This window comes from Moraxella sp. CTOTU46711, from assembly GCF_031975715.1.
Classification (GTDB): Bacteria; Pseudomonadota; Gammaproteobacteria; order Pseudomonadales; family Moraxellaceae; genus Faucicola.
On sequence record NZ_DALYMP010000012.1, the window covers coordinates 38,751 to 49,482 of the forward strand.

Genomic DNA, 10,732 nt, shown 5'->3' on the forward strand with positions numbered 1-10,732 from the left:
ATAAGGTCATGCAAAGTCTGCTCACTAAAGCAAAAAACGTTAAACTATTGGTCATGGATGTGGATGGTGTATTGTCCGATGGAAAAATTATCTATGACGCCAACAGTGTGGAAACCAAAGGCTTTAATGTTCAAGATGGCTTTGGTATTCAGCGTATTCACCAAGCAGGGATTCAAACTGCCATTATAACGGGTCGTACTAGTGACATTGTCACGCATCGCGCCAAAGAATTAAAAATCACCCATCTAGTGCAAGGGCGGGAAGACAAATTAATGGCGCTCAACGAATTGTTAGCTAATATTGGTATTTCGCTAACAGAGTGTGCTTATATCGGTGATGATTGGCCAGATATCAAAGCCTTGCAATCCGTCGGATTTGCTGTAGCCGTGGCAAATGCCAATGGCGAAGTCATCAAACGGGTCGATATGGTTACCACGCGCTCAGGCGGAGAAGGGGCAGTTCGTGAGTTATGTGATTTGATATTAAAAGCAACGGGTCATTACGAGGATATTTTGGCCAGTTATGTGATTTAGTGCATGTAAGTTGGTTTAAGGGATTTATTTTAAGTAATTTATTTTAAGTAATTTATTTTAAGTGATTTATTTTAAGTGATTTGTTTTAAGTGATTTGGCGTATGCGGCTTAGTGTGGTAACGTCCGTTTTTATCAAATTTTTTGGCAATGTTAGGTGGCAATTGTGTCAACAAAAACGCTATTTATTTTAGGCTTATTATTTATTATCGTATCGGCCTATTTTTATGCGCAAAACGATGCTCGCTTGACCCAAGTGTCACTCAAACCGACCGATATTGATTACCAAGCAGAGCAAATTAAAGCATTACAAACGACCGAAACAGGTAGTGTCGGCTATCAGTTAACAGCGGCGCAGGTAACCCATTACCAAAATGCCAATACCGCCGTGATGTCCAAGCCGCAGATTGTTATCCGTCCAAAAAACGAACGTGAAGTAACCTTGGTGGCTGACCAAGCGCAATTGGATGAAAATAAGCAGATTGCCAAACTGATAGGTAACGTGACCTTAACCAGCGTTCCGTTGCTCACCCAAAATACCAGTAGGTCGAATTTGCCCGTTAAAATGATAGGTAAAAACTTTGTCGGTGATTTGGTCAATAATACAGTAATGACTAATGAACCGCTTACCTTTATCCATGGAAATAATCGGTTTGATGCCAAACAATTTAGTGGTGACTTGGCAACGGGTGATTACGGTTTTGGACAAGTGAGTGTGATGATTCAACCTGCACAGTAGCTAACCCTATCTCTATGGAGTAGAGTGGCTACTATTAAGATAGTAATTCAGTTGTGATGTTGACGGGATTTAAATGACTATCAAAAATCTTTAACTTCGGTGCTAATTTAATCTATATTGTTGATTTTAAAATTTTTATATAAAAGGTTTAACATGATTGTGGTGAAGACTCGACAATTAATAATGGCTGGCGGTGTGTTAGTTGCTGGCATCCTTGCGGCATCGAACGTGGCAAACGCCTTGCCATCAGACGCCAATGAGCCGATTCGGTTATTGGCAGATAAAGCGACGTATAGTGAGCGCTCTGGGGTGACAAGCTATACAGGCAACGTCACCATCAGCCAAGGCACGCTCAAAATGGCGGCGGATAATTTAACCGTCAATTTGACGCCAACCCGCGCCATCGAAAGCGCAGTCGCAACCGGGCGTCCTGCCACTATCCAACAAATTGTGACACAAGAGAAGGGCTTGGCGAAAGGTCAGGCGAATCGAATTGATTACAATGTCAAAACAGGGCTTGTCACCCTCACGGGTAATGCGCGTTTGACCCAAAATGGTGGTAGTTTTTCTGGCAATGTCATCCATTACAGTCTAAAAGTGGGTGATATTGAGGCAAAAGCGGGGAATAACCAACGTGTTGAGCTGGTATTTCCGCCACAAGCGACCAACCGTGTGGGCGTTCGCAATCGCTAGTATTGTTTAACTTGCTTTCGCTTTGTTCATTGCCATTGTTTAGTTCTAGGATTTATTATGTCGCAACCGCAAGCCAACCAGACTCTAATCATGCAGCACCTTGCCAAACGCTATGGCAAGCGTTGGGTGGTTAAAGACGTGTCTTTTTCGGTAGAACAAGGGCAAGTGGTTGGGTTACTTGGTCCAAATGGGGCGGGTAAGACTACCAGCTTTTATATGGTCGTTGGTCTGGTCAATATGGACAAAGGGCAAATACAGCTAGGTAATCGGGATTTGTCGGCATTGTCCATGCACGAGCGCGCCGCATCAGGCATTGGCTACTTACCGCAAGAAGCGTCAATTTTTCGCAAATTAACCGTTGAAGAAAATATTTTATCGATTTTGCAGACTCGCACAGATTTGGATAAAGCGGGGCAGCAGCAGCAACTTGAGCAGCTGATTGGGGAATTTAATTTGGGTCACGTACGCCACTCATTAGGGATGAGCGTGTCAGGCGGTGAGCGCAGACGCTGTGAAATTGCCCGCAGCCTTGCCTCAAATCCCAAGTTTATTTTGCTTGATGAGCCTTTTGCCGGAGTCGACCCGATTTCGGTAGGCGATATCAAAGAGGTAATTATTAAGCTTAAACAGCGCGGTATCGGCGTGTTGATTACTGATCACAACGTGCGTGAGACTTTGGCTATCTGTGAACATGCCTATATTGTCAGTGAAGGAGAAATTATTGCGGCAGGTACACCAGAGCATATTTTAGACAATGAGTTGGTACGTAAGGTCTACTTGGGTGAAAACTTCATGGTCTAGCAAGCAGGGTTTAGTAAGATGGTTACAAGCAAAACGTGATGACCACCAAAGCACGCATCTGGCAAGCGATGTTATTTGAGACAATCGCCATACTGCTATCATTAGGCTGGGTAAAACTACTCAGCTTTTTTGGCTTTACGGGTAGTGAATCGCAGCATAACGCAAGTATATTGGCGCTGCTGATTGGCATTTCGCTCATCGCCATGATTTGGACATTTATTTATAACTTATTGTTTGATAAATTTTTTACCGGTGAAAAACTGACTCGACCGCTATGGCTACGGGTGTTGCATATACTGGGATTTGAAGGTGGCTTGTTGGGCTTTACCTTACCACTGGTCATGTGGGTGATGAATATTGGTCTGTGGCAGGCGTTTTTGCTCGATATTTCGTTGACCCTACTTATTTTGGTGTATGGGTTTATTTTTTACTGGATTTATGACCTAGTCGCCCATAAATATAGTCGCAAATAACAGCAATCTTGCGTGTCAAAACTTGTGTGTCAAATATAGCTCGCTATCCCTAATTTCATCGCATTAATGTCATCGTATTAATTTCATCGCATAGTTTATCCCTCTCACCATCACCAATACGCTTTAAGTTTTTTTACTCTTTATTCTTTATTTTTAAATTTTTCATTGCAAATTGGACTCTATGGCAAAATCAAAATCATCCTACGTGTGCCAACAATGTGGCGCAAACTTTGGTAAATGGTCGGGACAGTGTGCCGAATGTGGCGCATGGAATAGCCTTGTCGAAGCGCCGACGGTCAGCATGCCACATCATAAACCTGTCACCAAAAAAGCCAGCAACTACGCGGGCGAACAATCGAGCGTTATGCCACTTAATGCCGTGCCTATGTCACTCGATACTAGGCTACCAACGGGTGTTGGTGAGTTTGATCGGGTGTTAGGCGGTGGCTTAGTAGCAGGTTCTGTGGTGCTGATTGGGGGTGACCCTGGTATTGGCAAATCCACTATCTTGCTACAGACGGCGATTCACATGGCAGAAAATCACAGTCTAGCCGGAAGTGCGCTGTACATTACAGGTGAGGAATCGTTGTCACAGGTGGCGATGCGGGCTAGTCGTTTGGGGCTACCCAATAACAACTTAAAAGTATTGGCAGAAACCAATGTTGAAATGATCTGCCAAGCCCTAACCCAAGAGCAACCAGCCGTCGCCATCATTGACTCAATTCAGACTTTGTTTACCGAAGCCATCCAATCCGCACCAGGCGGGGTCAGTCAAATCCGTGAATCAGCGGCGATTCTGACGCGCTATGCCAAGCAAACGGGCACAGCGTTATTCTTGGTCGGGCATGTGACCAAAGAAGGGGCGCTGGCAGGCCCTCGCGTGCTAGAACATATGGTAGATGCGGTACTGTATTTTGAAGGACAGTCGGACAGCCGTTTTCGAATGATTCGTGCGGTGAAAAATCGTTTTGGTGCCGTCAACGAGCTGGGCATTTTTGCCATGACGGATGCAGGACTCAAAGAAGTTGCGAATCCATCAGCGATATTTTTAAGTCGCTATGATAAACCGATTGCAGGCTCAGTGGTCATGGTTAGCCGTGAAGGTACCAGACCGCTACTGGTTGAAGTACAAGCGCTGGTGGATGAATCGCAAGGACAACCTAGGCGCATGGCACTAGGTTTAGATTATCAGCGCTTAGCCATGTTGCTGGCAGTCATGCACCGTCATGGCGGTATCCAAACCAATGGGCAAGATGTGTATGTCAATGTGGTAGGCGGGGTCAAGGTGCTTGAAACAGGCTCAGATTTAGCGGTTTTATTGGCCTGTGCGTCTAGCATTAAAGAAAAGCCTTTGCCTTATACCCTGGCGGTATTTGGTGAAGTGGGCTTGTCGGGTGAAATCAGACCTGTTCCCAATGGTCAAGAGCGTCTAAAAGAAGCGGTGAAACATGGCTTTACCCATGCGATTGTACCCAAAGCCAATGCACCCAAAACGCAATTAGAGCAATATCAAGGTCTCAAAATCATCGCGGTTGAGCGATTAGATGATGCGATTGATAGTGCCTTTAATCATCTATGAATAAAAGATATAAAAAAAGCTGAAAAGTAATGTTTCAGCTTTTTTATAATTCACTTGTTTATTCTGCATCTGCTGCAAAATTAAAGTATTTTGACTGACTGCCAATGATTTTTTCAACTGCTTCAATCACTTCATCCACCACATCATCATACACCCCATAGTGAAGTTCATTGCGAAATGACGTAAACGGACTTTTACGTAGACCTGAACGCACTTCGGTAATACCATTTTTATGGTAAATAAAATCAACTTTACCATTGGTGTTTAGGACACAGCTTAACCGTCCATCTTTTACCATCATATCCACGCGCTCTGGCATAAAGATATATTCATTGACATTTAACGTTTTGTCTTCGACAGCTTTCGTAACAAGTGATTTTAAATCAAACATAGTGACCTCAAAGGATATTGTTTTTTATAATTAAAATTTAGGGAAAATAGCAGTATTGTCACTGCTTGCTTATCCAGTGTTATTATGAAGAATTAATTTATCACTGTGTGTAAAAAAATGGATAACTTATGTTATCCATCTTCATCTTGTTAAGCGTTAGGGTTTATTTAACTTATTCTATATTAACCCATCTTATTTGATTGGGCCCAGTTAAGTTAGCTCAAAATTAAGCTGTCATCTTCTACCACTTCGCCGCGGGTGCGTTCAAACATATTGAGTAAATCATGAACAGTCATGCCTTTGCGTTCATCGCCTGATACGTCTAGTACCACTTGTCCTTGGTGTAGCATGACGGTGCGCGTGCCATGATTGAGCGCTTGTTGCATGGAGTGAGTGACCATCATGGTAGTGAGGTTATTTTCTTGGACGATTTTATCAGTCAGATCCAAGACGAAAGCGGCGGTTTTTGGGTCAAGGGCAGCCGTGTGTTCATCGAGTAGTAAAATTTTTGACGGCTGCAGGGACGCCATTAATAGGCTAACCGCTTGGCGTTGCCCGCCTGATAACAAACCCATACGGTCAGTGAGTCGATTCTCTAACCCCAATTTTAAAATCGCCAGTTTTTCACGGAAGATTTCACGGTTTTTGTGATTCAATGCGCCTTTTAAAAAACGCGATTCGCCGCGCTTATAAGCAAGTGCCATGTTTTCTTCAATGGTTAAAGCTTCACAAGTACCTGCCATTGGGTCTTGAAAAACGCGTGCTACCCAGTGCGCCCGCTGGTGGGCGGATTTTTTGGTGACGTCAATATTGTTTAGGGTAATTTTGCCACTATCGACCCGAATCGTGCCAGCGACAGCATTTAGAAACGTTGACTTACCTGCGCCGTTGGTACCAATGACCGTGACAAATTCACCCGCTTCAATACGCAGGCTGATGCCACGTAAGGCAGGGTTTTCGATGGGCGTACCAGGATTGAAGGTCAATCGTAGGTTGTCTGCGTTCATCATAAGGCATTGTCCTTTTACTTTTACTTTATAAGTTGTTAAGTGCCAAAATTAAAATCAACTATTTGATACCAAGTTAAGCAGCATGCTTATGGCGATTGCTTAAAATTTTTGATTTGATTTTTGGCAGGATTAAAGCAATCACAACCAGTAGTGCGGTGACTAAGTTAACATCTTGAGGACCAAAACCAATCGCACGTAAGGTATCATTTGACAACGCAATTTGGATAAAGAATTTATAAAGAATCGCCCCGACAATAGCGGATAGGGTAATCCACAGCATTTTTTTGGCAGGGATGATGGTCTCACCAATGATAACGGCAGCAAGACCAATCACAATCGTACCGACACCAATGGAAATATCGGCACCCCCTTGGGTTTGCACAAAAATCGCACCAGCAAGCGCAATCAGCCCGTTAGAAATCGCCATACCTAACAAAATGCTACGAGAGGTAGCAATACCTTGAGCTTGTGACATTCTAAGGTTAGAGCCAGTTGCTCGCATCGCCAAGCCCATCTCAGTGCTAAAAAACCAATCCAAGAAAAACTTGGCAGCAATCACCACACCACCAATCACCATACAGCGCATCCAATAGCCGTTACTATCGGTCACCAGTTCGCCAAATATCGTTGGCTCACCGAGCAATGCCAAGTTTGGCGCTTGCATAATACGCAAATTGACGGCATACAGCGCGACCATAACTAAAATACTGGAGAGCAGCTGTAAAATACCAAGTTTGACATGTAGCCAAGCCGTTACCAAACCTGCAACACCCCCAGCAAGCATACCAAAGATACAAGCCAGCCAAGGGTTGACATCCGCGATGATTGCCACACCCGCGACAGCACCGCCTAAGGGAAAACTACCATCCGCGGTCAAATCTGGAAAATCTAACACCCGAAATGAAATGTATACGCCCAAAGCCACTAACGCATAGATTAGACCACTTTCTAGGGCACCAAATAAAGCAAGTAACGACATAACTGTTCACACAAAAAAGTAAAGACCGCTTGTTAATTTAACAAGCAGTCAGGTGTTAAGGTAAACCAAGTGGCATTAAGCGTAATGCGACTAAAGTACAAATACGCGCTTTGAAACTTTAGTTGCCACTGGGAAATTAAATTTGCAATCACATTAAAACAGCTAAAACTAACAAAAGATTTATTGTTTAGCTTTTGGTGCAGGCTCTACTTCGGCTGCCTGACTAATTAAATCTTGTGGCAGCGTAATACCGACTTCTTGCGCGTGTTTTGGGCTAAGGTATAAGTCAAGCTTATTCATCGTGATAGGCTTGATGGTACCGGGTTTTTCGCCTTTTAGGACGCGTCCGACGATTTTACCTGTTTCGATGCCCAAATCTTTGTAGTTGATACCCATCGCCGCGACTGCACCACGGGCAACGGAGCCAGTATCGGACGCCACTAGAGGGACTTTGATTTCTTTAGCCGCTTGGTAAAGCGACTCATAAGCGGATACCACGTTGTTGTCAAGTGAGGTATAGATGAGCTGAACTTTACCTTGTAGACCGCGAGTCGCTTGCGGAATATCGGTAGTGCGCTGTGCAGGTGCCGCAACTATGTTGATACCCATCGGTTTAAATTTTGCTTCAAGCGCTTTGAGTACCACGGTTGAGTTGACTTCGCCTGGGCTGTATACATAGCCGACTGATTTGAGATTTGGTACGACTTTTTTCATCAGCTCAATCTGTGGCTCAAGTGGCAACATGTCTGATGCGCCTGTCACGTTGGTGCCAGAGGCCTCCCAAGATTTTATCAGTTTCGCTTCGACAGGGTCGGTAACCGCAGAGAAGATAACAGGAATTGAGTTGGTCGCTGCAATGACGGATTGCGCCGATGGGGTAGCAATGGCAACGATGGCATCGGGTTTATCAGCGGCAAATTGTTTGGCAATTTGACCGGCAGTCGCCGTATTGCCTTGGGCTGACTGGAAATTTACTTTTAGGTTTTGACCTTCTTTAAAGCCTTCGTTACCAAGCTCTTCAATCACACCTTGACGAACGGCATCTAATGCTGGGTGCTCAACGATTGCTGTGATAGCAACAGATTTGGTATCGCCTGACGCAGCTGTCGTTGCGCTTGCCGTGCTTGCAGTACTGGCATCAGCTGTTTTATTGTTAGATTGGCTACAGCCCATCAGGCTTGCCATACAAATTCCACCTAGCATCATTGCTTTGGTTAAACGAGAAACACCAAATGTAGCGTTCAACATATATCACTCCAAAAATCCATCCATAGGGTAACTATTAAAAAGGTAAATCTTACACTTCAATAACAATATCATACCGCATTGTTAAACATTATTTACATTTTATCAGCTAATTTTGCAGTCGCATAGCGTTATATGTATCAGGCAAGTTTGCCAACCATGATTGAAGCTTTGGGTCACTGGTTAAAAAGGCATTATCTGATAAATTTCTATCACATAAAAATCTGCCTCATTTCGCTAATGTATCATTTTTTAATAATAATTCGCTAAGTCATCAGCTAACTAATAAGTCATAGCGCATTGTTTTTAAGTAGAAAGAAAATTACCACAGCATTGTCATATTAAGTTACATTTTAATTTCATAATATAGCTTCATACAAAATTACTTATCCAACGTACAGATAAAGGTGTATGACAATGAAAAAATCGACATTATTAACTAGCTTATTTTTAGCGGGCTCATTCATGGCTTCATCCGCTGTTTTTGCAGATCCTGGGCATGGTAAAGGTCAAGGTCAAGATAAACAAGCTAGAAACTGGACTCAGCAACAAAAACACTATAAAGATGACCGTAAAGAAAATCGACGCTACAACACAAACCATGATAGAGACCACGACAGAGGCAATAATCGATACTACGATAGTCGTACAGGTCGGTACCTAACCCACGATCAGTATCGCCAATTGCCCCCAGGTCTACAAAAAAATGTCGCTCGTGGTAAAGCGGTACCACCAGGCTGGGCAAAAAAACTAGACAGTCGTTATTACAGCGTCAAGCGATATAATGACCGTAATGTCTATGTATTAAATAACAATGCTTATCGCCAGGCAAAAGTTATCAGTCGCCCGCGTCCAGGTGAAGTGCGCCTACGTGTTGACAACCGCGTACTTGATGTTCTTGAAGCGACACGTGTTATTTTAAATGTGCTTTAAATTTTTAAATGTGCTTTAAATAAGGCATCGTTTTACTGCCCAGTTTGAACAACCCGTCTATTTAGTTAGGCGGGTTTTTTCTTATTTACTCATAACAATTATTTGTCAATTTTTCGCTCGGGTGTAGTATCAACGTTAATCGCACCTTTTAGTAGTTCAGGATTTAGTGTTAAGCCTTGGGCTTGTGCGTGTTTTGGGCTCACGTATAAAGTTAATTGGTTCATCACTTCGGGTTTAACTTGAGTGACGGGTGTACCATCCAAAATTTTGCCTACCATTTTGCCTGTGGTACGCCCAAAATCATAGTCATTGACACCGAGTGCTGCGGTAGCGCCTCGGCGGACGCTAAACTCATCGGAGGCGATGATGGGAAGTTTTAGTGCATTGGCTGATTGCACCATTGATTCAAATGCCGACGCCACATTATTGTCCATTGATGTATAAATCAACTGGGCTTTGCCGCCAAGGCTATTAGTTGCCATGGCAATATCAGTCGGACGGTTGGCTGGGATATCCACTAAGTTCATGCCACGCTGTGGTAGCGCAATGCTGAGTTTATCGCGCAGCGCCACCGAATTCATTTCACCTGCGCTAAACACATAGCCAATGGATTTGGCTGACGGCATGATTTTTTGCATAAAGTCGAGCTGCGGTGCTAGCGGTAATTGGCTGGATAAACCTGTGATGTTGGGCTGAGTCGGGGTATTTTGTTGAGTAATGAGCTTGGCAGCCACAGGATCTGACACTGCTGTATAAACAATCGGTATCTCTTTGCTAGCGGCAGCCAATGACTGGGCAGTAGGGGTGGAGATTGCCACGATGGCATCAGGTTTATCAGCGACAAATTGCTTGGATATTTGTCCTGCCGTTGCTGTATTGCCTTGTGCAGATTGAAAATTTACGGTTAGATTTTGTCCTTTGATATACCCTTCAGCAGCCAATTCATCAATGATACCTTGGCGAATGGCGTCGAGCGATGGGTGCGCCACAATCGCAGAAATGGCGATGGTTTTATTGGGTTTTTGGCTGGCAGTGGCTGAGGGGTTGCTAGCCGTGTTCATAGAGGCTTGCGCGGATGGTTTCTGAGGTGAGCAGGCAGCTAAAGATAATCCAACAATGGCGCAAAGAGCGGATAATTGACCGTTTCTAGTTGACAACATAGTATTCCCCAATAGTTAAACTTGTTTTGTGAGTCGAGTATATCATTTCAACGTACTAGTTTACTATAACATAAATAAAAGTTTGCGACTATGGCTAAGTTTTTATGGATTAGAAGGTTTTACAAACGCTTTGATAAATAGTAGCTTATTAACCGAAGTTACGCACCGCTAATAGCCTTAAGCTGGGCAAAAGCCGACT

12 protein-coding genes are annotated in these 10,732 nt (G+C 43.7%); 7 read left to right on the top strand and 5 right to left on the bottom strand.

The window, feature by feature from the left end:
- Positions 1 to 8: 8 nt before the first annotated feature.
- The 6 genes from RTJ53_RS11380 (at position 9) to radA (ending at position 4,815) form a co-directional block, all read left to right on the top strand.
- Positions 9 to 533, top strand: a complete 525-nt coding sequence (locus RTJ53_RS11380) for a KdsC family phosphatase (RefSeq protein ID WP_312277014.1) — start codon at positions 9 to 11, stop codon at positions 531 to 533.
- A 163-nt stretch (positions 534 to 696) separates the two neighbouring features.
- Positions 697 to 1,269, top strand: a complete 573-nt coding sequence (lptC, locus tag RTJ53_RS11385) for an LPS export ABC transporter periplasmic protein LptC (protein WP_312277015.1) — start codon at positions 697 to 699, stop codon at positions 1,267 to 1,269.
- Between the two features lie 183 nt (positions 1,270 to 1,452).
- A complete protein-coding gene (lptA, locus tag RTJ53_RS11390; protein WP_095355688.1) occupies positions 1,453 to 1,962 on the top strand; it encodes a lipopolysaccharide transport periplasmic protein LptA in 510 nt (169 codons plus the stop codon).
- 57 nt (positions 1,963 to 2,019) lie between these two features.
- Positions 2,020 to 2,763 carry an LPS export ABC transporter ATP-binding protein gene (gene lptB / locus RTJ53_RS11395; protein ID WP_312277016.1) on the top strand — a complete coding sequence of 248 codons (744 nt, stop codon included), beginning with the start codon at positions 2,020 to 2,022 and terminating at the stop codon, positions 2,761 to 2,763.
- 38 nt (positions 2,764 to 2,801) lie between these two features.
- On the top strand, positions 2,802 to 3,236 hold the full coding sequence (locus tag RTJ53_RS11400) for a PACE efflux transporter (protein ID WP_312277017.1): 435 nt from the start codon (positions 2,802 to 2,804) through the stop codon (positions 3,234 to 3,236).
- Between the two features lie 181 nt (positions 3,237 to 3,417).
- Positions 3,418 to 4,815, top strand: a complete 1,398-nt coding sequence (gene radA / locus RTJ53_RS11405; RefSeq protein WP_144917379.1) for a DNA repair protein RadA — start codon at positions 3,418 to 3,420, stop codon at positions 4,813 to 4,815.
- 58 nt (positions 4,816 to 4,873) lie between these two features.
- On the opposite strand, the gene RTJ53_RS11410 is transcribed toward radA, so the two are convergent.
- The 4 genes from RTJ53_RS11410 to RTJ53_RS11425 form a co-directional block, all read right to left on the bottom strand.
- The gene (locus RTJ53_RS11410; protein ID WP_096488671.1) at positions 4,874 to 5,206 is read right to left on the bottom strand and encodes a hypothetical protein; all 333 of its coding nucleotides are present in this window, start codon (positions 5,204 to 5,206) and stop codon (positions 4,874 to 4,876) included.
- A gap of 215 nt (positions 5,207 to 5,421) precedes the next feature.
- The gene (locus RTJ53_RS11415) at positions 5,422 to 6,216 is read right to left on the bottom strand and encodes an ABC transporter ATP-binding protein (protein ID WP_312277018.1); all 795 of its coding nucleotides are present in this window, start codon (positions 6,214 to 6,216) and stop codon (positions 5,422 to 5,424) included.
- Between the two features lie 73 nt (positions 6,217 to 6,289).
- A complete protein-coding gene (locus RTJ53_RS11420; RefSeq protein WP_312277019.1) occupies positions 6,290 to 7,195 on the bottom strand; it encodes an ABC transporter permease in 906 nt (301 codons plus the stop codon).
- A 180-nt stretch (positions 7,196 to 7,375) separates the two neighbouring features.
- Positions 7,376 to 8,368 (bottom strand): ABC transporter substrate-binding protein, encoded by a 993-nt coding sequence (locus tag RTJ53_RS11425; protein ID WP_409418169.1) that lies wholly within the window; start codon positions 8,366 to 8,368, stop codon positions 7,376 to 7,378.
- 489 nt (positions 8,369 to 8,857) lie between these two features.
- Between RTJ53_RS11425 and RTJ53_RS11430 the strand changes: the two genes are divergently transcribed.
- Positions 8,858 to 9,373, top strand: a complete 516-nt coding sequence (locus RTJ53_RS11430) for a hypothetical protein (RefSeq protein WP_312277021.1) — start codon at positions 8,858 to 8,860, stop codon at positions 9,371 to 9,373.
- Positions 9,374 to 9,471: 98 nt separating this feature from the next.
- Here the strand turns inward: RTJ53_RS11430 and RTJ53_RS11435 are convergent, their stop codons facing one another.
- Positions 9,472 to 10,533, bottom strand: a complete 1,062-nt coding sequence (locus tag RTJ53_RS11435; protein WP_312277022.1) for an ABC transporter substrate-binding protein — start codon at positions 10,531 to 10,533, stop codon at positions 9,472 to 9,474.
- Between the last annotated feature and the right edge of the window lie 199 nt (positions 10,534 to 10,732).

Excerpts from the sequence above, each read along its gene's own strand:
- RTJ53_RS11400 (WP_312277017.1), top strand. The coding sequence starts at position 2,802 with ATGACCACCAAAGCACGCATCTGGCAAGCGATGTTATTTGAGACAATC.
- RTJ53_RS11430 (WP_312277021.1), top strand. The coding sequence starts at position 8,858 with ATGAAAAAATCGACATTATTAACTAGCTTATTTTTAGCGGGCTCATTC.
- RTJ53_RS11435 (WP_312277022.1), bottom strand. The coding sequence starts at position 10,533 with ATGTTGTCAACTAGAAACGGTCAATTATCCGCTCTTTGCGCCATTGTT.
- lptB (WP_312277016.1), top strand. The coding sequence starts at position 2,020 with ATGTCGCAACCGCAAGCCAACCAGACTCTAATCATGCAGCACCTTGCC.
- lptA (WP_095355688.1), top strand. The coding sequence starts at position 1,453 with ATGGCTGGCGGTGTGTTAGTTGCTGGCATCCTTGCGGCATCGAACGTG.
- RTJ53_RS11380 (WP_312277014.1), top strand. The coding sequence starts at position 9 with ATGCAAAGTCTGCTCACTAAAGCAAAAAACGTTAAACTATTGGTCATG.
- radA (WP_144917379.1), top strand. The coding sequence starts at position 3,418 with ATGGCAAAATCAAAATCATCCTACGTGTGCCAACAATGTGGCGCAAAC.
- RTJ53_RS11425 (WP_409418169.1), bottom strand. The coding sequence starts at position 8,368 with ATGGGCTGTAGCCAATCTAACAATAAAACAGCTGATGCCAGTACTGCA.
- RTJ53_RS11415 (WP_312277018.1), bottom strand. The coding sequence starts at position 6,216 with ATGATGAACGCAGACAACCTACGATTGACCTTCAATCCTGGTACGCCC.
- RTJ53_RS11420 (WP_312277019.1), bottom strand. The coding sequence starts at position 7,195 with ATGTCGTTACTTGCTTTATTTGGTGCCCTAGAAAGTGGTCTAATCTAT.
- RTJ53_RS11410 (WP_096488671.1), bottom strand. The coding sequence starts at position 5,206 with ATGTTTGATTTAAAATCACTTGTTACGAAAGCTGTCGAAGACAAAACG.